The organism is Kitasatospora sp. NPDC001132, assembly GCF_053598415.1.
The window spans coordinates 249,494-275,274 of record NZ_JBSFKF010000001.1 but is presented as its reverse complement, the minus strand read 5'-3'; the positions used below and the strand labels follow the sequence as shown (position 1 = coordinate 275,274).

7 protein-coding genes are annotated in these 25,781 nt (G+C 76.7%); 4 read left to right on the top strand and 3 right to left on the bottom strand.

Translation table 11 applies throughout. The annotated features are described in order from the left end of the window. Nucleotides 1-335 precede the first annotated feature (335 nt). The 4 genes from ACWDBE_RS00950 (at nt 336) to ACWDBE_RS00935 (ending at nt 4,739) form a co-directional block, all read left to right on the top strand. A complete protein-coding gene (locus tag ACWDBE_RS00950; protein ID WP_449806735.1) occupies nt 336-587 on the top strand; it encodes a hypothetical protein in 252 nt (83 codons plus the stop codon). A gap of 416 nt (nt 588-1,003) precedes the next feature. Further along, nucleotides 1,004-1,405, top strand: a complete 402-nt coding sequence (locus ACWDBE_RS00945; RefSeq protein ID WP_449806734.1) for an SsgA family sporulation/cell division regulator — start codon at nt 1,004-1,006, stop codon at nt 1,403-1,405. A 782-nt stretch (nt 1,406-2,187) separates the two neighbouring features. Then, nucleotides 2,188-3,543, top strand: a complete 1,356-nt coding sequence (locus ACWDBE_RS00940; RefSeq protein ID WP_449806733.1) for a cryptochrome/photolyase family protein — start codon at nt 2,188-2,190, stop codon at nt 3,541-3,543. Nucleotides 3,544-3,770: 227 nt separating this feature from the next. Continuing rightward, complete coding sequence (locus ACWDBE_RS00935) at nt 3,771-4,739, top strand: LLM class F420-dependent oxidoreductase (protein ID WP_449806732.1); 969 nt, start codon at nt 3,771-3,773, stop codon at nt 4,737-4,739. A gap of 253 nt (nt 4,740-4,992) precedes the next feature. Here ACWDBE_RS00935 and ACWDBE_RS00930 read toward each other — a convergent pair whose 3' ends face one another. The 3 genes from ACWDBE_RS00930 to ACWDBE_RS00920 form a co-directional block, all read right to left on the bottom strand. Continuing rightward, a complete protein-coding gene (locus ACWDBE_RS00930) occupies nt 4,993-5,505 on the bottom strand; it encodes a GNAT family N-acetyltransferase (RefSeq protein ID WP_449806731.1) in 513 nt (170 codons plus the stop codon). Nucleotides 5,506-5,594: 89 nt separating this feature from the next. Continuing rightward, complete coding sequence (locus ACWDBE_RS00925) at nt 5,595-5,798, bottom strand: MbtH family protein (protein WP_392881993.1); 204 nt, start codon at nt 5,796-5,798, stop codon at nt 5,595-5,597. Nucleotides 5,799-5,873: 75 nt separating this feature from the next. Further along, entirely contained in the window at nt 5,874-25,772 is a 19,899-nt protein-coding gene (locus ACWDBE_RS00920) for a non-ribosomal peptide synthase/polyketide synthase (protein WP_449806730.1), read from the bottom strand. Nucleotides 25,773-25,781: the final 9 nt, after the last annotated feature.

The window sequence follows — 25,781 nt, the reverse complement described above, 5'->3', positions numbered from 1 at the left end:
GACCGCTCCCCCGGGGTTGGGAGCCGGGTGCAGGAGACCGGTGTGCTGACGCTCTTCAGCACCGTACGGCTCACGACTGCCGTCCTGGTCGGCGCCCGGATCGCCGCCCGTCGCCGGCAGCGGGGCCCTGGCGGCGCCGACGGCGTCACGGTCACGTCCGGCGGCGCGGCTCCCGGACCCGGGTTACGGTCGGAAGGCCGGCCGCCGGCCCGACCGGCGCCGCGCGGGACCGGGCCCCCCGACACCGCCCCACACCGGTTCGAAACCGGGCATCCGGGGCAGCCGTCCGGTATCCCATCCGTCGAAGCCCAGGACCCGGAAAGGGGAACGAGCCCATGACCACATCCGACGACCACGGTACGAAGCCGGACGAGCCGACGCGGGAACGGTCCGCCGAGGAGCGCGCGATCACGGCCCCGACTCCGCGCGATGTCCGAGCGAAGGCCGAGGGCCGGGTCGGGGCCCGGGAGCGCTCCGCCGAGGAGCGCTCCATCAGCGTGCCCACCCCGGCCGACGTCCGGCGGAAGGCGAAGCCGGACGAGGACGAGGGGCCCGAGCCGCCCGCGGCGGACGCCGTGGCGCCGTGAGGCTCCGCGCGGTCACGCGGTGACTCCCGAGCCCCGCTCCGGCACATGGTCGCCGGGACGGGGTTCGGGAGTCCGGGCCGGACGGCCCGGAGCAGCCCGTGCTCTCAACTCCGGTTCTCCGCCTGGAACATCCAGCTGTGCTTCTCGAGTTCGGCCGTGAGGCCGATCAGCAGGTCCTAACTGACCGGATCGGCCGGCCCGGTCTGCGACCGACCGCCCGGGCGGCGGGATCGTCCCGCGACTGCCCGATCCCACGGCCCGGAAACCACCCGGACCGAGCGCATCACGCCGGGCGAACCGCTCGCACCGGCGGATGAGGAATGCTCTCCGGGCGGGCGGGTAACCGAGCGCTGCCGCCACCGGCCGTCCGGGCCGGGGCGCCGACCGGTGCCACCGCCAGAACGGGAGTCCACCGCATGACCGTCGCCACCTCCTGGTCCACCTCCGTCACCCTGCCCGAAGGTCCGTGCCCCGACCTGGCCGTCGAGGCGCAGCTGCGGTTCGACACCGCGTCGCCGTACGCGGTGTGCCTGGCGTTCCCGCCGCTCGGCGAGGACGACCGGGCACAGTGGACCTTCGCGCGCGAGCTGCTGGACCGGGGGCAGCACGCCCCCGTCGGCTGCGGGGACGTGACCGTCTCCCCCGGGCCGGAGGGCCGGGTGCTGATCACCCTGCGGTCCCCGGAGGCGCGGGCCCTCATCAGCGTCCCGGCGGCCGTCGTGTCGGCGTTCCTCCTCGACTCCTTCCGCCTGGTACCGGCCGGTGCCGAGGCCGAGCACCTGGACATCGACGCCGCCCTCGCCCGACTGATGCCCTGACCGGAGCGGAGGGCATGGCCCCCGGGCAGGTGGGGTAGGCGGGCGCCACGCGGCGCCCCGGCCCCGGTCCTCCCCCCGGGGCCGGGCCCGCGGCCGGACCACGAGGCCCGGACAAGGACCGGACCACGAGGCCCGGACAAGGACCGGACCACGAGGAAAGGACCACAAGGAGAGGAGCGGACCGTGCCCGTCCCACCACCCCCGGCCACGGCCGACGGACCTTCCCTGATCGCCGTCGCCGTGCCCGCCCTGGCCATCGCCGTGCTGCTCATCGGCGCGTTCGCCTGGGGCAGCCACCACCTGAACCGCCGACGGCCGAGGCCGTCCCGAGGAGCCCCCGCGGCCCGCGCCGACTCCTGGCGCACGCCTGACGGAGACGGTCCGCGGCCTTCGGAGCGGAAGCCCACCGGTCGTGAGGAGGACCGGTCCCCGGGCGGGCGGTCTCAGCGCCCGCGGTCGCCCCGACGGCCGTCGTGAGGCACGCCCGCCGTCACCAGCGGTCGTGATCCGGACGCTCGCGGCGTTCGGGCGGGCGATCGCGGTCAGCGCCTCGGCGCAGGTCTCCACGCCCACCCCGTAGGCGGCGATCCGGCCCTCCGCAGCGGCACCAGGTCGAGCCGCTCGTGCGGCGCCGCGCCGCAGCACGCCGCCTCCGGCACTCGTCCGGGGGCACGCCGGGCGGGACCCGCTGGGCCGTTCGGTCCAATCCTGGCGGCAGGCGGCCGCGCACATCCGGTAGGACTGTCCGCACTCCGACGGCACCCCCCTGCGAGGCCCCACCCGTGACCGTATCGATCGCCCTGTTCACCCAGGACCTCCGGCTGCACGACAACCCCGTGCTGCACGCCGCCCGGTCCGCCGCCGACCGGGTCGTCCCGCTGTTCGTCCTGGACCCGGCCGTCGAGGCCGCCGGGTTCGCCGCGCCCAACCGGCAGGCGTTCCTGGCCGACTGCCTCGCCGACCTGGACGCCTCGCTGCGCCGGATCGGCTCCCGGCTGGTCGTGCGGCGCGGCGAGCCCGCAGAACAGGCCGCCCGGGTCGCCGCCGAGGCCGAGGCGGACGCCGGAGCCGGTGGCGGCGCCGGCGCCGCCACCGTGCACGTCGCCGCGGGCGTCAGCGCCTTCGCGCAGCGGCGGGAGGCCCGGCTGCGCTCGGTGTTCGGCGACCGCCTGCACGTCCACGACGCCTCGGTGACGGTCGTCCCGGCGGGCCGGATCACCCCGGCCGGCCGGGACCACTACGCCGTCTTCACCCCGTACCACCGGGCCTGGCAGCAGGCGCCGCGCCGTACGGTGCTGGGCGCGCCCCGGGCGATCGACACCCCGGACGGCATCGGCAGCGAGAACCTGCTGCTCACCGGGCCGCTCTCGCCCGCCCTGCCGCCCGGGGGCGAGAGCGCGGCCAGGGAGCGGTGGCGGCGCTGGGACGTCGACGCGTACGCGCGGGTGCACGACGACCTCGCCGCCGACGCCACCTCCCGGCTCTCCCCGTACCTGCACTTCGGCTGCCTGTCCCCCACCGAACTCGTCGAGCGCGCCCTGCGGCGGGACGGCGAGGGGGCGCGGGCCTTCGTCCGGCAGCTCGCCTGGCGCGACTTCCACCACCAGGTCCTCGCCGCCCGCCCGGACGCCGCGCACCGCGACTACCGGACCAGGAACGACCGCTGGCACCGTGACGAGCGCGAGGCCGAGGCGTGGCGGCAAGGCCGCACCGGCTACCCGATCGTCGACGCCGGGATGCGCCAGCTCGCCGCGGAGGGCTGGATGCACAACCGGGCCCGCCTGCTGACGGCCGGCTTCCTCGCCAAGTGCCTCTACCTGGACTGGCGGACCGGCGCCGCCCACTTCCTGTCCCTGCTGGTCGACGGGGACGTGGCCGACAACCAGCTGAACTGGCAGTGGGTCGCGGGCACCGGCACCGACACCCGCCCCAACCGGGTGCTCAACCCGCTGCGCCAGGCCGACCGGTACGACCCGGACGGGGCGTACGTGCGCCGCTGGGTGCCCGAACTCGCCCACCTGCCCGGGCCCGCCGTCCACCGCCCCTGGCTGCTCGACCCCGCCCCCGACTACCCGCCGCCGCTCATCGCGCCGGACGCCCTCACGGAGCGGTTCCGCCGGGCCCGGGGCCTGGACTGAACCGGCCGGACGCCACCCGACGGCCGGGCGCGCGGCCGAGGCGGGCGCCCCGTGGTGTACCGCTCGCGCCGGGTCGGTGAACACCGTGGGATCCGGGGCCGGCTCGGCCCGCGGTCGCGCCGCCGCGTCCACGGCTCGCCCCGCGCCGCGCCGGTTCGCTGCGGCGATCGGGGGAAGTCCCGCTTCCCCGCGTGACGACCGGGGGCCCATCGGGCAGACGCGGGGACATGGTGCAGATCGGATACACGATGATGACGGAGCAGCGGGGCCCGCGCGGCCTCGTCTCGGACCTGGTGCTCGCCGAACGCGCGGGCTTCGACTTCTCGGTGGTGTCGGACCACTACTTCCCGTGGCTGGACGAACAGGGCCACGCCCCGTACGCCTGGGCGGTCCTGGGCGCGGCGGCGCAGGCCACCTCGCGGATCCCCCTGATGACCTACGTGACCTGCCCGACCTTCCGCTACCACCCCGCGGTGGTGGCCCAGAAGGCGGCGACCCTCCAGCTGCTGTCCGGCGGCCGGTTCCGACTGGGCCTGGGCAGCGGGGAGAACCTCAACGAGCACGTGGTGGGCCGGGGCTGGCCGACCGCTCCGGTGCGCCTGGAGATGTTCGCCGAGGCGGTGGAGATCATCCGGGCGCTGTTCGACGGCGGGTACGTGACCTGGCACGGGAAGCACTTCGACGTGGTCGGCGCACGCCTCTGGGACCTCCCGGACCGGCCCCCGCCGATCGGCATGGCGGTGTCCGGCCCGGAGTCGTGCGCCCTGGCGGGACGGCTCGCCGACCTGGTGATCGCGGTGGAGCCCGACGCCGGGCTGGTGTCCGGCTTCGCCGAACGGGGCGGCGCCGGGAAACCCGCGGTGGGCCAACTGCCGGTGTGCTGGGACCGCGACCGGGACGAGGCCGTGCGCCGGGCCCACGAGCAGTTCCGCTGGTTCGGCGGCGGCTGGAAGGTCAACGCCGAGCTGCCGGGGACGGCGGGCTTCGCCGCCGCGAGCCGGTTCGTCCGGCCCGAGGACGTGGCCGGGGCCATCCCGTGCGGCGACCGGGTCGACGACTTCGTCGAGGCCGTCCGCCCGTTCGTCGACGCCGGGTTCGACGAGGTCGCCCTCGTGCAGGTGGGCGGGGACTCCCAGCCCGCCTTCCTGGGCTGGGCGGAGGAGACCCTGCTGCCGGCCCTGCGCGCCGCGTTCTGACCGCGGACCACCCCGCGTGCGTCCGCCGTGCGGGGGCAGCAGGGCCGACAGGCCCGGGCCGCCGGTAGCCACGGCACCACGGTCCCGGGGCGGCGCCCGCGAGGGACGCCGCTTTGGCCTTTCAGGGCCGCTGTTGACGACGCCGCTGTTGACGACATCGCCCTGCCGGCGCTGCGGGTCGCACCGCCACCCCGACCGGAACCGCCCGGCCGGGGTGGCGGGCCCGGCCGGGAGGCGCACGGGCGGTAGACGGTCAGGCCGGGTCGGTGGTGGAGACGGCCAGCAGCTTCGTCACCGAGCCGTCGTCCCCGGGGACGTCGCGCAGGTGCCGGAACCCGAGCCGGCGGCACATCGTCAGGCTCGGGGTGTTCTCGGCGCCGACCATGCCGTAGACCTCCTTGAGCCCCAGCTCGTCACCGGCGTAGCGGATCAGGCCGCGGACCACCTCGCCGCCCAGGCCCCGGCCCCAGAACTCCGGGGCCAGCGCGGTGACCAGCTCGTGGCCGTCGACGTTCCCGGTGCGCTTGACCTCGGCGTGGCCCGCGTACGTCCCGTCCAGCCACAGGCCCCAGACGTCGAAGAGGTTCTGGGGGTAGACGTCGGTCAGGATCGCGCGGAACAGCGTGCGGATGTCCGGCTCGGGCACGAGGTCCTGGCCCATCCAGCGGCACACGTCCGCGTTGCGCAGCAGGGAGACGAAGGCGTCCTCGTCCTCGGTCCGGTAGGGGATGAACTCCAGGTGCTCGGTGCGCAGCGGAGGGGTCACGGTGCTCTCCTCGGGTCGTGGTGGTTCGGTGGTGCGGCGGCCGGGGCGGGGCTCGCGGGCCCCGCCCCCAACCGGGGGCCGGGGGCCGGTCAGGCTCCGGCGTTCTCCATGCGCTCGCGCAGGCTCCTGGGGCGCATGTCGGTCCACACCTCGTCGACGTACGCGGTGCACTCGGCCTCGGTGCCCTCGGTGCCGACGGGCTGCCAGCCGGCCGGTACGTCGAGGTCGGCGGGCCAGAGCGAGTACTGCTCCTCGTCGTTGCGCAGCACCTGGTAGCGGGTGTTCTCGTCCATGTCGGGCTCCTTCGTCATCGTCGGTCGGTCGTCACGGGGTCGGTACGGGGTCGGTGCGGGTGGGTGGTGGCGTGGTCACCGTCCTTCCCTGGCATGCCGGGCGATCTGCCGCAGGGCGGCGGCGAAGTCCTCGGCCGCCCGGCGGACGGCCGCGGTGTCGTGGACGGCGGGCCGGTGGTGCCAGGTGAAGGCGAGGCGTCCGTGCTGGGCCGCGCCGACCACCTCCAGCGGGTGGGAGCCGCCGTCCCGGGGGTCGTGGTCCCTGCCGAAGGAGCCGAGTTCGGCGCGGACCAGGCCGTCGCCGGCGGTCTCGGGCCGGGCGTCCCACTGGCCGAGGTAGTTGAAGACCACCTGGCCGTGCCCGCCGGCGGCGAGGCGCTCGCGGACCTCGGGGCCGCCGAAGGTGCGCAGGGCGCCGAAGCCCAGGCCGTTGCCGGGCACCGCGCGCAGCTGCCGGCGCACGGACTTCACCAGGGCGCGCCAGTCGCGGCCCGGGCCGAGGTCGGCGGGGTCGGGGACGTGGAAGGTGACGGGGTGGACGGTGGTGAACCAGCCGACCGTGCGGGACAGGTCGACGCCCTCCAGCAGGTCCTCCCGGCCGTGCCCCTCCAGGTCCAGGGCGATCCGCTCCCGGCCGCTCCAGCGGGCCAGGGCGAGGGCGAGGGCGGCGAGCAGCACGTCGTTGACCCGGGTGCGGTAGGCGGCGGGGGCGGCGCGCAGCAGAGCCTCGGTGTCCGCCTCGTCGAGTTCGACGGTGACCGCGCCCCGCTCGGAGTGGTCACCGAAGGCGGCGCCGGGCAGGTCCGTCCGGGTGTTCACCGCCTCCTCCCAGTACGGGAGTTCGTGGTCCAGGCCGCCCTCGGCGACGTGGGCGGAGAGCCGGTGCGCCCAGTCCCGGAAGGAGGTGCCGCGCTCCCCGAGGTCGATCTTCTCGCCGCGGACGGCCTGCCGGTGGGCGCTCTCCAGGTCGTCGCGCAGCACCCGCCAGGAGACGGCGTCGACGACCAGGTGGTGGGCGACCAGGAGCAGCAGGGCGGGGTGGTCCGGGTGGCCGGTGAACAGGGCGGCGCGCAGCAGCGGGCCGCGGGCGAGGTCGAAGCCGGCGTGGAGTTCGTCGGCGGCCCTGGCCAGGGCCGCGTCGGCGGCCTCGGTGCCCTGCCCGGTGAGGTCGTGGTGGGCCAGGAGGTCCTCGGCGGGGGCGGGCGGCGGGTTGAACTGGTGCCAGCCGGCCTCGTCGTGGGTGTAGCGCATGCGCAGCGCGTCGTGGTGTTCCAGCAGGGCGTCGAGGGCGGCGCGCAGCGCCTGCGGGTCGGGGTCGGCGGCGAGTTCGAGCAGGGTGGACTGGTTGAAGTGGTGGTGGGCGGCGCGCGGGGTGGTCAGGAACCACTCCTGGATGGGGGTGAGCGGCACGTCGCCGGTCACCGGGCCGTCGTCGGCGCGTTCGGTGACGGCGGTGACGACGGTGGCGAGCCGGGCCACGGTCTGGTGGCTGAACAGGTCCCGGGTGGCCAGGTGGAGGCCGTCACGGCGCAGCCGGGACACCACCTGCATGCTGAGGACGGAGTCGCCGCCGAGCAGGAAGAAGTTGTCGTCGGCGCCGACCTCGTCGAGGCCGAGGACGTCGGCCCAGATCCGGGCTATCCGGCGTTCGACGTCGGTCTCCGGCGCCCGGCCCGGGCCGCCGGCCGTGGCGTGGGCGGGCCCGGGGTCGGGCAGGGCCCGCCGGTCGAGCTTGCCGTTGGGGGTGAGCGGGAGGCGCTCCAGCGGGACGAAGGCCGCGGGGACGAGGTGCGGGGGCAGTGACTCGGCGAGGTGGAGGCGCAGTTCGAGGGCGGGGGCTCCGGCGGTGGCGTCGGCCGGGACGACGTAGCCGACCAGCCGGCCGCCGCCCGGGCCGTCGGGGCGGACGGTGACGACGGCGTCGCGCACCAGGGGGCTGCGGCGCAGGGCGCTCTCGATCTCGCCCGGTTCGATCCGGAAGCCGCGCAGTTTGATCTGCTCGTCGGCGCGTCCGGCGAACCGGAGTTGGCCGTCGGCGTCGCGGCGGGCGAGGTCGCCGGTGCGGTACATCCGGGTGCCGGGCGCCCCGTACGGGTCGGGGAGGAAGCGGGCGGCGGTGAGGCCGGGCCGGCCGAGGTAGCCGCGGGCGAGGCCGGGGCCGGCCAGGTAGAGCTCGCCGGTGATGCCGGGCGGTACCGGCCGCAGGGCGGTGTCCAGGACGTACGCGCGGGTGGCGCCGCTGGGGCGGCCGATCGCGGGGCCGGCGCCGCCGGGGGCGAGCGGGTCGGTCCAGCTGGCGACGACGGTGGCCTCGGTGGGGCCGTAGGAGTTGATCATCCGTCGGCCGGGGGCCCAGGTGTCGACCAGGTCGGCCGGGCAGGCCTCGGCGCCGACCACCAGGGTGCGCAGCCCTGGCAGGGCGGCGGCGGTCTCCGGTTCCAGGGTGGCCAGGGCTGCCGGGGGGATCAGGGTGTGGCTGATCCGGCGGGCGGCCAGCACCTCGGCGAGCCGTTCGCCGACCAGCGGCCCCTCCTCCCCGGTGACCAGGGCGGCCCCGGTGAGCAGGGCGATGCACAGTTCCAGTACGGAGGCGTCGAAGCTGGGCGAGGCGAACTGGAGCACCCGGTCGCCGGGGCCGACGGCGTACTGCTCGGCGGCGGCGGCCGCGAACACGGCGAGGCCGGCGTGGGTGACCAGGACGCCCTTGGGGTTGCCGGTGGAGCCGGAGGTGTAGATGGTGTAGGCCGGGTGGGCGGGGGTGAGGGCGGTGGTGCGGTCGGCGTCGGTGGGCGCGGTGTCCGGCCCGTCGGCGGCCCACACCGCGGCCGGGTCGTCGAGCAGCAGGTGGGCGCCGGCGTCGCGGACCATGAACTCCCGCCGGGGCGCCGGGTAGTCCGGGTCGACGGGGAGGAAGGCCCCGCCGGCCTTGGCGACGGCGAGCTGGGCGACGACGATGGCGGCCGAGCGGGGCAGCGCGAGGGCGACCAGCCGCTCGGGCCCGACGCCGCGCCCGATGAGCTGGTGGGCCAGCCGGTTGGCGGCCCGGTCCAGTTCGGCGTAGCTCAGCTCCCGTTCGCCGTCGAGCAGGGCCGGCGCGTCGGGGGTGGCGGCGGCCTGCCGCTGGAAGAGTTCGGGCAGGGTCGCCTCGGGCACCGGGCGGAAGGTGCCGGTCGGCTCGACGGGCGGTGCGTCCGGGGCGGTCAGCGGCAGCGCGCCGACGGCGCGGGCCGGGTCCTGGGCGACGGCGGTCAGCAGGGTGGCGAGCTGGCCGGCCATCCGCTCGACGGTGGCCGGGTCGAACAGGTCGGTGTTGTAGGTGAGCAGGCCGTGCAGCGCTCCGCTGTCGGCCTCGGCGAACTCCACCACCAGGTCGAAGGCCGTGCGGGTGTTGTCGGTCTCGACGTCGCGCACGTCCAGGCCGGGCAGGTCGAGTGCGGCGGACGGGGCGTTCTGGAGCACCACGAGGACCTGGAAGAGCGGACTGCGGCTGGTGTCGCGCACCGGCTGGACCTCGTCGACGACCTTCTCGAAGGGCACGTCCTGGTGGGCGAGGGCGTCCAGGACGGTCTGCCGGACCTCGCCGAGCAGCGCCTCGAAGGGCTGCCCGGGCTCGACCCGGGAGCGCAGCACCAGGGTGTTGACGAAGAACCCGACGAGGCTCTGGACCTCGGGGCGGTCGCGTCCCGAGGTGACGGTGCCGACGGCGATGTCGGTGTCCCCGGCGAGCCGCGCCAGGTAGGCCTGGGCGGCGGCGACCAGGGTGGTGAACAGGGTGGTGCCGCGCTCGCGGCCGACCTCGGCCAGCCGGCCGGCGGTGTCGGCGGGCAGTTCCAGCCGGGCGGTGGCGCCGTTGCTGGTGCGCACTGCGGGCCGGGGCCGGTCGGTGGGCAGTCGCAGCGGGGCGAGGCCGTCCAGTTGCCGCTTCCAGTAGTCGAGTTGCCGCTCGGCGGGGGCGCCGGCGGTGCGCTGCCAGTGCGCGTAGTCGGCGTACTGCACCGGAAGCGGCGGCAACGGGCCTTGCGTGGAGTCGAGTTCGGCGCGGTAGAGGTGGGCGAGGTCGGTGAGCAGCACGGCGGTGGACCAGCCGTCGGTGACGATGTGGTGCAGGGTCAGCGCGAGCACGTGCTCGCCGTCGGCGAGCCGGGCCAGGGCGGGGCGCAGCAGCGGTCCGCGGCGCAGGTCGAAGGGGCGGGCGCGTTCGGCGGCGAGCAGCTCGCGCAGCGCCTCCTCCCTTTCCCCGTAAGGCAGTTCGGCGAGGTCGTGGAGCGGCAGCGGGATGTCCTGCGGCGGGTGGACGAACTGGACGCCGTGGCCGTCGACGCTGTCGAAGGTGGTGCGCAGCGACTCGTGCCGGGCCGCCAGGGCGCCCAGGGCCGCGCCGAGCGCGTCGGTGTCCAGGGTGCCGCGCAGCCGCAGCGCGAGCGCGGTGACGTACTCGGCGCCGCCGGGCGCGAACTCCTCCAGGAACCAGAGGCGTTGCTGGGCGTACGACATCGGGGCGGCGCCGGGGCGGGCGACCGGGAGCACCGGCGGGCGGGCCGGGGTGCCCGGCTCGGAGGTGAGCAGTCGGGCCAGGCCTTCCGGGGTGGGGTGGTCGAAGACCGCGCGGGGGCCGAGGTCGGTGCCGAAGGCCTCGGCGAGGCGGGCGGCGAGCCGGATGCTGAGGATGGAGTCGCCGCCCAGGGCGAAGAAGTCCTCGTCGACGCCGGGCGGGCGGATGCCGAGGACCTCGGCGAACACCTCGGTGGTGCGGTGTTCGGCCGCGGTGCGCGGTTCGGTGCGGGCACGGCGCTCACCGCCGGGTTCCGGCGCCGGGAGGGCGGCCCGGTCGACCTTGCCGTTGCGGCTCAGCGGGAGGGCGGCCAGCGGGACGAAGGCGGCCGGGACGAGGTAGTCGGGCAGGGTGCGGGCGGCGAAGGCCCGCAGCTCCTCGGGGTCGGCGGCGCCGACCGGGTAGGCGACCAGTCGGCGGGCGCCGGGCCGGTCCTCGCGGACGACCACGGCGACGTCGGAGACCAGCGGGTGGGCGGCGAGTGCGGCCTCCACCTCGGCGGGCTCGACCCGGAAGCCGCGGATCTTCACCTGGTCGTCGGCGCGGCCGAGGAACTCGACGGTGCCGTCGGCGCGGCGGCGGGCGAGGTCCCCGGTGCGGTACATCCGGGCGCCGGGCGGGCCGCAGGGGTCGGCGAGGAAGCGGGCGGCGGTCGCACCGGGGCGGCCCAGGTAGCCGCGGGCCACACCCTCGCCGGCCAGGTACAGCTCGCCCGCGCACCCCGGCGGGACGGGCCGCAGCCGCCGGTCAAGGACGTGCGCCCGCCGGTCGTCCAGCGGGCGGCCGATCGGCACGGTGTCGGGCACCGCGGCGGCGTCCGACAGGGCATGGGCGGTGGCGAAGGTGGTGGTCTCGGTGGGCCCGTAGCCGTCCACCACGGTCAGCCCGGGGCAGGCGGCGAGGACGCGGCGCACGGCCGCGGCGGGCACCACGTCCCCGCCGGTCCACAGCGCCCGCAGGCCGCTGAAGCAGTCCGGCGCGTCCTGGGCGAGCAGCCGGAACAGGCCTGCGGTGAGCCAGAGCGCGGTCGGCCCGTCCGGTCCGGCGAGCCGGCGCAGCAGGGGGGCGTCCACCGGCCCCCGGGGGGCGACGAGGACGCAGCCGCCGTTCAGCAGCGGCGCCCACACCTCGAAGGTGGCGGCGTCGAAGGCGACCGGCGAGTGCAGCAGCACCCGGGCGCAGCTGCCGTCGGCGAAGCGGCTGTCGGTGGCGAGCGAGGCCACGTCGCGGTGGCGGACGGCGACGGCCTTGGGCTCGCCGGTGGAGCCGGAGGTGTACATCACGTACGCCAGCCGGTCGGGGTCGGCGCTCGGCCGTGCGGGCGCCGCCGGGGCCGGTTCGTCGCGTGCGGCGGCGACCTGCTCGGCGGTGAGCAGCGGGGCCGCGCCGGCCCGGTCGAGCAGGGCGCGGCGGCGCTCATCGGGGGCGCGCAGGTCGACGGGCAGGTAGGCGCCGCCCGCCTTGAGGACGGCCAGTTCGGCGACGACGAGTTCGGCGCCGCGGTCCATCGCCAGCGCGACCCGGCCCTCGGGGGCCAGGCCGTCGGCGAGCAGCCGGGCGGCCAGCCGGTCGGACCAGTCGTCGAGCCCGCGGTACGTCAGTTCCCGTTCGCCGTCGCGTACGGCGGGGGCATCGGGGGTGCGGCGGGCCTGCTCGGCGAAGATCCGCAGCGGGCTGTCCGGCGCCGGCGGGCGGGCGGTGGTGTGCCAGGAGGCGAGCAGGGCGCGGTCGGCCGCGGTGAGCGGGTCGAGCGCGGCGAGGTCGCCGTCCAGGCCGTCGGCGAGGGCGGTCAGCAGCAGGGCGAGGCGGTCGGCGGCGTCCCGGGCGGTGCTCTCGTCGAACAGCGCGGGGTCGTACGCCAGGTCGAAGGCGAGCTGCCCGCTGAGGTGGGCGCGCAGGCACCAGGGGAAGGTGGTGGCGTCGTCGGCGCGCACCTCGACCACCCGGACGCCGGTGCGGTCCGCGGCGGACTCGTCGACGGGATAGTTCTCGAACACCAGCATGCTGTCGAACAGCGCCTCCCCGGCGGGCAGTTCGCTCAGGCCCTGGATCCGGGGCAGGGCCAGGTGGTCGTGGCGGCGGCCGTCGCTCTGCCGGTCCTGGAGGTCCCGCAGCCAGCTCCGCACGCTCCCGTTCGACAGCCGGACCCGGGCCGGCACGGTGTTGATGAACAGGCCGATCATCGTCTCGACACCGGGCAGTTCGGCCGGCCGCCCGGAGACGGTGGTGCCGAAGACGACGTCCCCGGTGCCGCCGTAGCGGGCCAGCAGCAGCGCCCAGGCGCCCTCGACCAGGGTGTTGACGGTCAGTCCTGCGGCCGCGGCGTTCTCCCGCAGCCGGGCGGAGAGCGCCTCGTCGAGTTCGCGGTGGACGGCGGCGGTGGCGCGGGCCCGGTGGGCCCCGGCGGGCCGGCGGTCGTAGGGCAGCGCGCTCCGTTCGGTGAACCCTTCCAGGGCCGCGCTCCAGTGCTCCTCGGCGGCCCGCCCGTCCTGCTCGCGCAGCCAGTCGAGGAAGTCCGCGAAGGGGCGGCGGACCGGGCGGGGGGCCTGCGGTCCGCCGGTCAGCGCGGCGTACTCCTCGCACACCTCGGTGAGCAGCTGCCCGGTGCTCCAGCCGTCCAGGATCAGGTGGTGGGTGGACCAGAGCAGCAGCACCTCGTCACCGGGCAGCGCGGCCAGGGCCAGCCGGGTGAGCGGCGCGGTGCCCAGGTCCAGCCCGGCGGCCCGCTCCTCGGCGAGCAGCCGCTCGGTCGCGGCGGCGCGCCGCCCGGGCGTCAGGCCGCGCCAGTCCAGGTGGCGCACGGGCAGGGCGGCGTGGCGCGCGACCAGCTGGACGGGGTGCGGCAGGCCGCGCCAGTGCACGGCGGTGCGCAGCGCCGGGGTGCGGTCGGCGACCAGCTGCCAGGCCTCGGCGAAGGCCACCGGGTCGGCGACGCCGGCCAGCCGGACGGCGATCCGGTCCACGTAGGCGCCGTCCTCGTCGACCAGGCCGTGGAAGAGCATGCCGGACTGCAGCGGGGTGAGCGGCAGCACGTCCTCGGCCTCGCGGCCGTCGCCGACCAGGCGGTCCAGCGCAGCCTGGTCGAGGCCGGCCAGCGGGAAGTCGGACGGGGTGCGGCCGCCGGCGCCCGGGGCGGCGCAGTGCTCGGCCAGCTCGCGCAGGGCGTGCAGGGTCTGCTCGGCGAGGGCGCGGACGGTGGACTCCTCGTACACCGCGGCGGGATAGGTCCAGCCCAGTTCGAGCCGGCCGTCCTGGACCGCGCCGATGACGTCCAGCAGGTAGGGGCGGGGCTCGTCGGGGTCGGTGTCCCGCCCGGCCGGGGGCAGCGAGCCGCGCAGCAGCCCGTCGGTGCTGCCGCGGGTGTCCCACTGGCCGTGGTAGTTGAAGCCGATCCGCGGCGCGGCGGCGTCGGCCGGCAGGGCGGACGGGTGGAGGTGGCGCAGGGCGCCGTGGCTGAGTCCGCGCAGCGGGACGGCGCGCAGCTGCTCCTTGACCGAGCGCAGGGTGGCGTGCCAGCCGGCCGCGGGGTCGACGCGCAGGGCGAGCGGGAACTCGGCGGTGAACCAGCCGACCGTCCGGGAGAGGTCCTGGTCGGCGAAGAGGTCCTCGCGTCCGTGGCCCTCGACGCCGATCAGCACGGAGTCGCGGCCGCACCAGCGGGCCAGGGTGCGGCCGAGTGCGCTGAGCAGGACGTCGTTGACCTGGGTCCGGTAGACCTCCGGGACGCGGCGCAGCAGGGCCTCGGTGGTCTCCTCGTCCAGGGTGACGGTGAGGGTGGCGGCGGTGCCGTGGGTGTTGGGGCCCGGCCGCCCGGCGGGCAGTTCGGCCGGGGCCTCGCCGGTGCGGGTCCAGTAGGCGGTGTCGGCGTCCAGGGCGCCGGAGCGGGTGTGCCGCTCCAGCCGGGCGGCCCACCGGGTGTACGAGGTGCCGGGCTCGGGCAGCCGGACGGGTGCGCCGGTCCGGGCGGCGCGGTAGGCGGCTTCGAGGTCGGCCAGCAGGATGCGCCAGGAGACGCCGTCCACGGCCAGGTGGTGGACGGTCAGCACGAGTTGGCCCGGCTGCCGCTCGCCGGCGTCGAAGAACAGGGCGCGCAGCATCCGGCCCTCGACCGGGTCGAGGGAGCGCTGGGCCTGCTCGGCGGCCTGCTGCACCTCGGCTTCCGCCACGCCCCGGTGGCGGGTGAAGACGCCGTCCGGGCCCGCGGGGAGGACTTCCTGGTGCCAGCCGGACTCGCCGTGGCGGAAGCGGGTGCGCAGCGCCGGGTGGTGCTCCACCAGGGCGAGCACCGCCCGGTGCAGGGCGGCCGGGTCGGTGTCCGGGGCCAGCGCGAGGCGCTGGGTCATGGTGAAGCGCAGTGCCTCGCCGGGCCGGCGGCCGTCGAGGTACCAGTGCTGGATCGGGGTGAGCGGCGCCTCGGCGGGCTCGGCCTCCTCCCCGGGCTGCGCGAGGTCGGACAACTGGCCGACGCAGAGGGCGAGTTCGGCGACGTTCTGGTAGCGGAAGACGTCCTTGGTGGTGAGGGCGAGTCCGGCGGCGCGGGCCCGGGAGACGATCTGGATGCTGAGGATGGAGTCCCCGCCGAGGGCGAAGAAGTTGTCCCGGGCGCCGACCCGCTCCACGCCCAGCACCTCGGCCCAGATCGCGGCGAGCAGCTCCTCGGTGCCGGGGCGCGGGGCGACGTACGGGGTGGTGCGGTCCGGCTGGGCGGGCGGGGCGGGCAGGGCGCGCCGGTCGGTCTTGCCGCTGGTGGTGCGCGGGATGCGGGCCAGCGGGACGAACGCGGTGGGCACCAGGTGGTCGGGCAGGGTGCGGCGCAGCCAGGACCGCAACTCCTCGGCGGGCGGCACCCGCTCCCCGGTCGGCACCGGGTAGCCGACCAGCACCGTCCGGCCGCCCTGGTCGCGGGCGGCGACGGCGCAGTCCGCGAGGTCGGGGTGGGTCAGCAGGGCGGCCTCCACCTCACCGGGCTCGATCCGGAAACCGCGGATCTTGACCTGCTCGTCGGCGCGGCCGAGGAACTCCAGCTGTCCTTCCCCGGCGCCCCCGGCCTGGCGGCTGGGAGGTGCCCCCACCGGCCGGGGGGACCCCCCTGCGGTCCAGCGGGCGAGGTCCCCGGTGCGGTACATCCGGGTGCCGGGCGGGCCGTACGGGTCGGCGAGGAAGCGGCTCGCGGTCAGCCCGGGCCGGCCCAGGTAGCCGCGGGCGAGCTGGTCGCCGGCCAGGTACAGCTCCCCCGGCATGCCGGGCGGCACCGGGCGCAGCGCGCCGTCGAGCACGTAGGCGGTGACGCCCCGGCCCGGCCGGCCGATCACCGGACGCCCGGGGTGGTCGGCGCAGCGGGCGTAGACGGCGTCGACGGTGCACTCGGTGGGCCCGTACAGGTTGTAGGTGCTGATGCCGAACTCGGCCTGCGCGGCGCACAGTTCCCGCCAGGTGGCGGCGGGGACGGCCTCGCCGCCGAGCTGCAGCAGCCGCGGGTGGTGGGCGGCGGGGGCGAAGAGCCCGGCGGCGGTGAGTTCGCGCAGGAAGGAGGGGGTGACGTTGACGACGTCGAGCCGCTGTTCGACGATCCGGGCGCAGAAGGCCTGCGGGTCCAGCCGGACGTCCTCGTCGATCAGGTGGAGTTCCTGGCCGGACACCAGCAGCAGCGGGCCCTCCCAGCTGGTGTCGAAGGAGAGGGAGGCGCTGAGGGCGACCTTCAGCCGGCTGCCGTCGGCGGTGTGCGGGGCGAGCATCCCCTCCCGGTGGTCGCGGCAGAGGTTGACCAGCTGGCGGTGTTCGACGACCACGCCCTTGGGGCGGCCGGTGGAGCCGGAGGTGTGGATCAGGTAGGCGGCGTGCCCCGGCAGCAGCGGGGTACTCCGCTCGGCGTCGGTCAGGTCGTGGCCGGGCAGGGCCTCCCAGGGCACCTCGCGCAGGGACCGCTCGGTCAGCACCGTGCGCGGCCGGGTGTCGTCGAGCAGCAGGGCGGCCCGCTCCTCGGGCAGGTCGGGGTCGACGAACTGGAGGGCGGCCCCGGCCTTGAGCACCCCGAACAGCGCCACCACCAGCTCGGAGGTGCGCGGCAGCCGGACGGCGACCACCTGCTCCGGGCCGGCGCCGAGGGCCACCAGGTGGCGGGCGAGGCGGTTGGCCCGGGCGTTGAGCGCGGCGTAGTCCAGGGTGGCGTCCCGGGCGACCAGCGCGGTGGCGCCGGGGGTACGGGCGGCCTGCTCCTCGAACAGGGCGGTGAAGGTGGTGTCAGGACCGGGCAGCGGCTCGACCCGCCCCTGCCGCAGCACCTGCCACCGCTCCTGCCCGGTCATCAGCGGCAACGCCCCGACGGCCGTCCCCGGCTCCTCGGCGACGGCGGCCAGCAGGATGGCCAGCCGGGCGGCGAGCTGCTCGGCGGTCCGGGCGTCGAACAGGCCGGTGCTGTACTCCAGGTAGCCGGTCAGGCCGCCGTCGTGCTCGGCGAAGTCGAAGGAGAGGTCGAAGGTGGCGTTGCGGACCGGCGGGGTGATCGGTTCCACCGTCAGACCGGGCAGCCGGGGCACCTCGGCGCCGAGGTTGTGCAGGGCCACCATCACCTGGAACAGCGGGGTGCGGCTGGTGTCGCGCTCCGGCTGGAGGGCGTCCACCAGCCGTTCGAAGGGCACCTCCTGGTGGGCCAGGGCGTCCAGGACGGTGGCCTGGGCGGCGGTCAGCAGCTCGCGGAAGGACCGCTCGGGGCGGATGTCGCCGCGCAGCACCAGGGTGTTGACGAACATGCCGACCACGTCGTGGAGTTCGCCCTGCTCGCGGCCGGAGGTGACGGTGCCGACGGCGATGTCGCGCTGCCCGGACCAGCGGGCCAGCAGCACCTGGCAGGCGGCCAGCAGGACGCTGTAGAGGGTGCCGTCGGCCTCCCGGCCGAGCTCGCGCAGCCGGGCGGTCAGCTCGGCGGGCAGCGCGAAGGTGACCAGCGCGCCCTCCCGGGTGCGCACCGCAGGGCGCGGCCGGTCGGTGGGCAGCTCCAGCGGTTCCAGGCCGTCCAGGGCCCGGCGCCAGTGGTCGAGGTCGGCCTCGGCGGCGGCGGTACGGGTGCGCTGCCAGGCCGCGAAGTCGGTGTACCGCAGCGGCAGTTCGGGCAGCCGCGGGCCACGGCCCGCCAGGGCGGCGGCGTACAGCTCGCCGAGGTCACGGCCGAGCACGCCCATCGACCAGCCGTCGGTGGCGATGTGGTGCACGGCCAGGGCGAGGACGTGCTCCTCGGCGGCCGTGCGGGCCAGGTGGGCGCGCAGTACCGGGCCGGCCTCCAGGTCGAAGGGGGTGGCGGCGATCCGCTCCAGCAGGGCGTCCAGCTCGGCCGGCGGGACGTCCTCGCAGGGCAGCTCGACGGGGTACGGCGGGCGCACCACCTGGCGGGCCCGGCCGTCCCGTTCGGCGTAGCCGGTCCGCAGCGCCTCGTGCCGCTCCACCAGGGCGTCCAGGGCGGCGCCCAGCGCGGCCCGGTCGAGGGGCCCGCGCAGCCGCAGCACGGACAGCGAGGTGTACTCGGTGCTGCCGGGCTCGAAGCGGTCGAGGAACCAGAGCCGCTGCTGGGCGTAGGAGAGCGGCGGCTCGGTGCCGGGGTCGGCGGCGGGGATGACGGTCCGTGCGGTGCCGGGGCGGCCCGGCTCGCCGAGCGCCGCGGCGAGGTCGGCGAGCACGGGGTGGGTGAACAGCAGCCGGGGCGAGAGGTCCGCGGAGCCGAAGGCGGTGCGCAGCCGGGCGGTGACCCGCACGGCGAGGATGGAGTCCCCGCCGAGGGCGAAGAAGTCGTCCTCGGCACCGACCTCGCCGGTGTCCAGGACCTCCGTCCAGGCCTCGGCGACCAGCCGCTCGGCGGGGGTGCGGGGGGCGGTGCGCTCGCGGCCGGCCGCGAAGCCGTCCGGCCCGGGCAGCGGCAGGGCGCGCCGGTCGAGCTTGCCGTTGGGGGTGAGCGGCAGCGCGGCCAGCGGGACGTACGCGGCGGGCACCAGGTAGGCGGGCAGCAGCCGTCCCAGGTGGGCGCGCAGCTCGGCGGCGCCCGGGGGCCGCTCCTGGCCCTCGCCGACGACGTGGGCGACCAGCCGGCGGGTGCCGGCCGTGTCCTGGTAGACGCCGACGGTGGCCAGGCCCACGCCGGGGTGGGTCTGGAGGGCGGCCTCGATCTCGCCGGGTTCGATCCGGTAGCCGCGGATCTTGACCTGCTGGTCGGCGCGGCCCAGGTAGCGCAGGGTGCCGTCGGCCTGCCGGCGGGCCCGGTCGCCGGTGCGGTACATCCGGCTGCCGGGGGCGCCGAACGGGTCGGCGAGGAAGCGGGTGGCGGTGAGTCCCGGCCGGTTGAGGTAGCCGCGGGCCAGGCCCTCGCCCGCCACGTACAGTTCGCCGACGGCGCCCGGGGGCAGCAGGGCCAGGTCGTCGTCGAGCACGTACAGCCGCAGGTCGGCGATGCCGGTGCCGATCGGTCCTGGGCCGCCGGCGGTGGCCGCGGCGGTGGCCCGGTCGAGTTCGGCGTGGGTGACGTGCACGGTGGTCTCGGTGATGCCGTACATGTTCACCAGGCGCGGGGCGTCCTCGGGGTGGCGCCGGTACCAGTCGGTGAGCCGGGTGACGTCCAGCGCCTCGCCGCCGAAGACCACGGTGCGCAGCGCCAGCCGGGCGGAGACGTCCGGGTGCTGGGCGTCGGCGCGGGCCAGCTGGTGGAACGCGGACGGGGTCTGGTTGAGGACGGTGACCCGCTCGTCGGCGAGCAGCCGCAGGAAGTCCTCCGGGGAGCGGGCGGTGTCCTCGGGCACCACCACGAGCCGGCCGCCGTGCAGCAGCGGGCCCCACAGCTCCCAGACCGAGAAGTCGAAGGTGTAGGAGTGGAAGAGCGTCCAGACGTCCTCGGGGCCGAAGCCGAACTGCTCCCGGGTCTGCTCGAACAGCCGGACGACGTTGGCGTGCGGTATCACGACGCCCTTGGGGCGGCCGGTGGAGCCGGAGGTGAAGATGGCGTAGGCGGGGCTGTCCGGCAGCGGACGGCGGCCGGCGCCGAGCGGGCCAGCCGGGCGGCGGGCGAGGTCGGCGCGCACCTCGGGGCGGGCCAGGGCGAGGACGGGCACCTCGACACCGGCCGGCTCCTCGAAGGTCACCAGGGCCACCGGGGCGGCGTCGCGCAGCAGTTCGGCGCGGCGTCCGGCGGGCAGGGCCGGGTCCAGCGGCAGGTAGGCGGCGCCGGTCTTGAGGACGGCGAGGACGGCCACCACCAGCTCGGTGCTGCGGGGCAGCGCGAGGGCGACGTACCGTTCGGGGCCGGCGCCGTACTCGACCAGCCGGTGGGCGAGCCGGTCGGCCCGGGCGTCCAGTTCGGCGTAGGAGAGCTGCTCGGCGCCGCAGGTGACGGCCACGGCGCCCGGGGTGCGGGCGGCCTGCTCCTCGAACAGCTCGACCACTGTGCGGTCGGGGCGGCCCTGGGCGGTGCCGTTCCAGTCGACCAGCAGCCGGCGCCGTTCCTCCTCGGTGGTCCGGGCCAGGGCGCGCAGCGGGCGGTCGAGGCCGGCGGCCAGCTCGGTGAGCAGCAGGCAGAGCCGCTCGGCGAGGCCGCGCACGGTGGCGGCGTCGAACAGCTCGGGGTCGTAGGCGAGGTCGAAGCCGACCTGACCGCCCTGGTAGGCGCGCAGCACCAGCGGGAAGTTGGTGGCGTCCCGGGAGGACACCTCGGCCAGGCGCACCCCGGTGCCGGCGGCGTCGGCGTCGTCGAACGGGTAGTTCTCGAAGGCGACGATGCTGTCGAAGAGCGCGCTGCCGGACGGGACGTCGCTGAAGCCGGTGAGTTCGGCGAGCGAGACGGCCGCGTGCCGGCGGGCCTCGGCCTGGTCGTCCTGGAGCTCCCGCAGCCAGTCGGCGGCGGTGCGGGAGCCGTCCACCCGGACCCTCGTGGGCAGGGTGTTGATGAACATGCCGATCATCGACTCGACGCCGGGCAGCTCCTCGGGCCGGCCGGAGACGGTGGTGCCGAACAGGACGTCGGGCTCGCCGCTGTGGCGGGACAGCATCAGCGCCCAGGCGCCCTGCACCACGGTGCCGAGGGTCAGCCCGGACTGCCGTACGGTGCGGGCGAGCCGCTCGGATGCCTGCTCGGTCAGGGCGGCGCTGTGGGAGCCGGCCGAGCGGGCCCGGTGGGCCTCGCGCCGCACCCGGTCGGCGGGCAGCGGGGTGGCGGTGGCGAAGCCGTCCAGGACGGACCGCCAGTGGGCCCGGGCGGCCTCGGCGTCCTGCCCGGCCAGCCAGTGGACGTAGTCGGCGAAGGGCCGGCGCACCGCCGGGGCGGGCGCGCCGCCGGTGGTGATCGCCGCGTACTCGGCGAACACGTCGGTGAGCACCTGGGCGAGGCTCCAGCCGTCCAGGATCAGGTGGTGGGAGGTCCACAGCAGCTGGAGCCGGGCCTCGGGCAGCCGGACCAGGGTGAGCCGGGTGAGCGGGGCGGTGGCGATGTCCAGGCCGAGGGCGAGGTCCTCGGCGCGCAGCCGGGCCAGCCGTTCGGCGCGTTCGGCCGGGTCCGCGGCCCGCAGGTCCAGGTGGGTGACGGGCAGCCGGACGTCCCGGCGCACCACCTGGAGCGGGGCGGGGACGCCCTCCCAGACCACCGAGGTGCGCAGTGCGGGCGTCCGGTCGGCGACCCGCTGCCAGGCCAGGGCGAGGGCCTGCGGGTCGGCGACGCCCTCCAGCAGCAGGGCGGCCTGGTCCAGGTAGACGTCGTCCTCGCCGCCGACCAGGCGGTGGAAGAGCATGCCCTCCTGGAGCGGGGTGAGCGGCAGCAGGTCCGTCACGTCCCGGCCGTCGCCGACCAGTCGGTCCAGCTGTTCCTGGTCGAGGCCGGCCAGCGGGAAGTCGGAGGGGGTGCGGCCGCCGGCGCCGGGCTCGGCGCAGTGCTCGACGATGGCGGTCAGGGCGGTGAGCACGGCCTCGGCCAGGCCGCGGACGGTGTCGGCCTCGTGGACCTCCTCGCTGTAGTGCCAGGTGAGTTCCAGTTCGCCGTCGGCGACCACGGCGGAGACGTCCAGCAGGTGGTCCAGGGGCTCGTCGGGGGCGAGGTCCCGGCCGGGGGCCTGCCCTGCGGGGGCGAAGTCGCCGGCCGCGGGGGCTGTCCACTGCCCGTGGTAGTTGAAGGAGACCTGCGGCAGCGGGACGTCCCGCAGGGCGGCGGCGCCCGCCGAGGGCGAGCCGAGCCGGGCGAGGGCCTCGTAGCCGAGGCCGCGGCGGGGCACGGCGCGCAGCCGCTCCTTGACCTGCTTGAGGGTGGCGGCCCAGTCGGGGGCGTCGGCGGGGCCGGCCGGGGTGAGGGTGACGGGGTACTGGGTGGTGAACCAGCCGACGGTGCGGGAGAGGTCGAGGTCGTCGAAGAGGTCCTCGCGGCCGTGGCCCTCCAGGGCGACGGTGGCGCGCCCGGTGCCGGTCCAGTCGGCGAGGGCCCGGCCGAGCGCGCTGAGCAGCACGTCGTTGACCTGGGTGCGGTAGACCTCGGGGACCTTGCGCAGCAGCGCTGCGGTGGTGGCGCGGTCGAGCCGGCCGCGCAGGGTGCGCACCGAGCCGGCCGTGGGGGTGCCGGGCCGGTCGACGGGCAGCGGCTCGGCGGGGGTGGCGGTCTCGGCGCTCCAGTACGGCAGGTCCTGGTCCAGGCCGCCGGCCCGGACCAGTTCGGCGAGCCGGTGGGCCCAGTCGGTGAACGCGGTGGGCTCGGGTTCCGGCTCGGGGGCGGTGCCCGCGGCGGCCTGCCGGTAGGCCTGCTCCAGGTCGGCGAGCAGCACCCGCCAGGAGACGCTGTCCACGGCGAGGTGGTGGGCGGTCAGGAACAGCTGGGGGCGGGCGCCGTCGGCGGCGCGGAACAGGACGGCGCGCAGCAGGGCGCCGGTGGCCGGGTCCAGTTCGGCGCGGGCGGTCTCGGCGGCCCGCAGCCGGGTGGCCTCGGGGTCGTGGCCGGGGTCGAGCCGGCCGAGCAGGTTTCCGGCGTCCGCGACCGGTTCCTGAAGCAGGCCGGAAGGGCCGGGAGTGAAGCGGGTGCGCAGCGCCGGGTGGGCGGCCACCAGCGCGGTCAGGGCCCGTTCCAGGGCGGGTTCGTCCAGCTCGTACGGGAGGTCGAGCAGCATCGACATGGTGAAGTGCCGCAGCGGGCCGTGGGCGGCGAAGAACCACTCCTGGACGGGGGTGAGCGGCGCGGGCCCGTCCTGGCGGTGCGGCGCGGCGGCGGGCGCCTCGGCGGTGCGGGCCGCGGCGGCCAGGTCGGCGACGGTCTGGTGGCGGAAGACGTCCTGGGAGCCGATCCGCAGGCCCTCGGCGCGGGCCCGGGAGACGGCCTGGATGCTCAGGATCGAGTCGCCGCCGAGTTCGAAGAAGTTGTCGGTGACGCCGACCCTCGGCACGCCGAGCACCTCGGCCCAGATCGCGGCGAGGATCTCCTCCTCGGGGGTGCGCGGGGCGACGAACTCCCCCTGCCGGCCTTCCGCTTCGGGGGCGGGCAGGGCGCGCCGGTCGAGCTTGCCGCTGGTGCCGAGCGGCAGCGCGTCGAGCACGGTGAAGGAGGACGGCACCAGGTGGTCGGGCAGCACCCGGCGCAGGGCCGCGCGCAGTTCGGCGAAGGGACGGGCGGCGCCGTCGGCGAAGACCAGGTAGGCGGCCAGCCGGTTCCGCCCGTGGGCGTCGGGGACGGCGACCACGGCGGCCGCGGCGACCTCCGGCAGGTCGAGCAGGGCGGCCTCGATCTCGCCGGGCTCGATCCGGTGGCCGCGCACCTTGACCTGGTCGTCGGCGCGCCCGAGGTACTCCAGGCGCCCGTCGGCGGTCCAGCGGGCGAGGTCGCCGGTGCGGTACATCCGGGTGCCGGGCGGCCCGTACGGGTCGGCGAGGAAGCGGGCGGCGGTCAGCCCCGGGCGGCCGGCGTAGCCGCGGGCTACCTGCTCGCCGGCCAGGTGGAGTTCGCCGCTCACCCCGGGCGGCACCGGCCGGAGCCGGCCGTCCAGGACGTAGGCGCGGACGTTGGGCAGCGGGCGGCCGACCAGCGGCCGGTCCCCGCCGTCGATCCGGCAGGCGAGCGCGTCGACGGTGCACTCGGTGGGGCCGTAGTAGTTGTAGGCGGCCACGCCGGGGCGGGCGGCGAGTTCGCGCCAGAGCCGGGGGGCGACGGCCTCGCCGCCGAGCATCAGCACCCGGGGGCGGTGGCGGGGGTCGTCGAGCAGCCCGGCGGGCAGCAGTTGGCGCAGGTAGGAGGGGGTGAGGTCGAGGAAGTCGATCCGGTGCCGGACGACGTACTCGACCAGCGCGGCCGGGTCCATCCGGGTGGTCTCGTCGACCAGGTGCAGCGGGTGGCCGTCGGCCAGCAGCAGCACGCCCTCCAGCGAGGTGTCGAAGGAGAAGGAGGCGGTCAGCGCGACGTTCAGCGGCCCGCCGCCGGCGTCGGCGACGAAGCCGGCCCGGTGGGCGGCGAGCAGGTGGGCCAGGGCGCGGTGCGGGACGGTGACGCCCTTGGGGCGGCCGGTGGAGCCGGAGGTGTGGAGCACGTACGCGGTGGTGGAGAGGTCGGGCTCGGGCAGCGGGCCGGTGTCGCCGGGGTCGGTGTCGCCCGGGTCGGTCTCCGCGAGGGCGCGCAGGGTCTCCTCGTCCAGCAGCAGCGCCGGGCGGGCGTCCTCCAGCAGGTAGCGGACGCGCTCCTCCGGCAGTGCCGGGTCCAGCGGGAGGTAGCCGGCGCCGGCCTTCCAGACCGCGAGGAGGGCCACCACCAGCTCGGCGGTGCGCGGCAGCCGCAGCGCGACCAGCCGTTCGGGGCCGGCGCCGTGGGCGACCAGCCGGCGGGCGAGCCGCTCGGCGCGGGCGTCGAGGGTGGCGTAGTCCAGCCGTTCCTCCCCGGCGATCAGGGCCGGGGCGTGCGGGGTCAGGGCCGCTCGGCGGCGGAACAGTTCGGGGAGGCCGACCGCCTCGACGGGCAGCGCGGGACCGTTCCACTCCCGGGTGACCTGCTCCGTCTCCCGCGCGGAGAGCAGCGGCAGGGCGGCGAGCGGGCGGTCCGGCTCGGCGGCGGCGCCCTCCAGCAGCCGCAGCAGTTGGTCGGCCATCCGGCCGGCGGTGGGGGCGTCGAAGAGGTCGGCGCGGTACTCCAGGACGCCGGTGAGCGCCTCGCCGTCGGGGACGAACTCGACGCTGAGGTCGAAGGTGGCGGCCTGCCGGGGCACGGTGACCGGGGCGGTGGCGAGTCCGTGCGGGTCACCGGCGGCGGGCGGGGCGGGGTGCAGCAGCACCAGCACGTCGAACAGCGGGTTGCGGCCGGCCTCGCGGGGCGCGCCGACCGCCTCGACGAGCCGCTCGAAGGGCGTGTCGCCGTGGGCGAGGGCGTCGTTGCCGGTCTCGGTGGCGGCCGTGAGCAGCTCGCGGAAGGACGCGTCGGGCTCCACCCGGGTGCGCAGCACCACCGTGTTGACGAAGCAGCCGACGGCCCGTTCCAGCTCGGTGCGGGTGCGGCCGGCCATCAGCGTGCCGACGGTGACGTCCTGCCGGCCGGACCAGCGGGCCAGCAGCGCCTGGGTGCCGGCCACCAGCGCGGTGTTGAGGGTGCCCTGCCGTTCGGCCGCGAGTTCGCGCAGCCGGGCGGTGAGCGGCGCGGGGACGGTGAAGGTGTGCAGGGCGCCGGGGCCGGCTTCCTCGCCGCGCCGCGGGTGGTCCAGCGGCAGCTCGGGCGGCACCGCGCCGGCCAGCTTCTCCCGCCAGTGGGCGAGTTGCCCCTCCAGCCGGTCGCCGGCGAGCTGCTCGCGCTGCCACACCGCGAAGTCCGGGTACTGGGCGGCGACTTCGGGCAGGGCGGGCTCGGCGCCGCGGGCCAGGGCGTCGTAGGCGGTGCACAGTTCGTCCAGCACGACGCCCATCGACCAGCCGTCGGTCACGATGTGGTGGGCGGTCAGCTGCAGCACGTGCGCCTGCGGCGACTCGGCCACCAGCAGGGCGCGCAGCAGCGGCCCCCGGTCGAGGTCGAAGGGCCGGGAGTACTCCTGGAGCAGGATCGCGTCGAGGCTCTCCCCCGCGGCCTGCTCCCTGACCGGCAGCTCCACGGGGCCGGCCGGACGGACGGTCTGCACGGGCCGGCCGTCGGCCTCCGTGAAGGTGGTGCGCAGCGCCTCGTGGCGCGCCACCACGGCGGTGAGCGCCGCGGCGAGCGCCGCGCGGTCCAGTGCTCCGGTGAACCGCAGGGCGACGGCGCTGTTGTAGCGCGGGTCCCCGGGGCGCAGCCGGTCCAGGAACCAGAGCCGCTGCTGGACGAAGGAGGGCGGCAGCGGACGGCTGCGGTCGGCACGCGGGATGGCCCGTTCGGCGGTTGCCCGGGCCCCGCCGGCCCGGCCGGCCAGGCGTTGGCGCAGGGCCTCGCGCAGGTCCGCGGGCAGGGCGGCGGCGCGGTCTCGCTTCGACGTCGTCATGGTCGGCTC

Bases quoted from the DNA above. Each gene is read 5' to 3' on its own strand.
- ACWDBE_RS00950 (WP_449806735.1), top strand. From the start codon at position 336: ATGACCACATCCGACGACCACGGTACGAAGCCGGACGAGCCGACGCGG.
- ACWDBE_RS00945 (WP_449806734.1), top strand. From the start codon at position 1,004: ATGACCGTCGCCACCTCCTGGTCCACCTCCGTCACCCTGCCCGAAGGT.
- ACWDBE_RS00935 (WP_449806732.1), top strand. From the start codon at position 3,771: ATGGTGCAGATCGGATACACGATGATGACGGAGCAGCGGGGCCCGCGC.
- ACWDBE_RS00925 (WP_392881993.1), bottom strand. From the start codon at position 5,798: ATGGACGAGAACACCCGCTACCAGGTGCTGCGCAACGACGAGGAGCAG.
- ACWDBE_RS00920 (WP_449806730.1), bottom strand. From the start codon at position 25,772: ATGACGACGTCGAAGCGAGACCGCGCCGCCGCCCTGCCCGCGGACCTG.